Below are 537 nucleotides of genomic sequence, written 5' to 3'. Positions count from 1 at the left end.
GGCGAGCAGCGTGCCGGCGGCGATCGCGACATCGTGGCCCGGCTCGGTGCGCGGGTTGGGCTGCTCATGGGGGATGTCGCTCGGCAGCTCGTCGGGGATGTGCTGGATGAGCGTGGCGCCCAGCGCCACCGCGAGAAGCTGCTGGCCGCCACAGATGCCGAGGACCGGCGCGTCGCGCTCCAGCGCGCGGCGGGTGACGGCGAGCTCGAAATCCGTGCGTCCCGGCTTCAGCGTAACCTTGGGATGCGGCTTCTCGTCGCCCCAGAGGGCGGGGTCCACGTCGAAGGCGCCGCCCGTGACCAGCAGCCCGTCGATGGCGTCGAGATAGTCGGCGGCGAGTTCGGGGGCATGGGGCAGGGCGACCGGCAGGCCACCCGCCGCGATGACCGCGGAGAAATAGTTCTGGCGCAGCGCATACCAGGGCAGCTTCGACCAGCCGCCGGCAGGCTCGGCGTCGAGGGTCAATCCGATGACGGGACGTTTCATTGCCGCTGTGAAGCAGCGTGGGGCCCCCGCGTCCAGATGAAGTTTGCGCGA

The 537-nt window shown here is 70.8% G+C and carries 1 protein-coding gene; it reads right to left on the bottom strand.

Translation table 11 applies throughout. From position 1 onward, the window contains the following. Positions 1-486 (bottom strand): gamma-glutamyl-gamma-aminobutyrate hydrolase family protein (locus tag AC1DWF_RS38055; RefSeq protein WP_476843579.1); only part of this gene is annotated, 486 nt, incomplete at its 3' end. Positions 487-537: the final 51 nt, after the last annotated feature.

It is taken from the genome of Aminobacter sp. P4_D5 (genome assembly GCF_056401815.1).
Note: the sequence above shows the minus strand (reverse complement) of the source record. Positions and strands in the feature narration are given on the sequence as shown.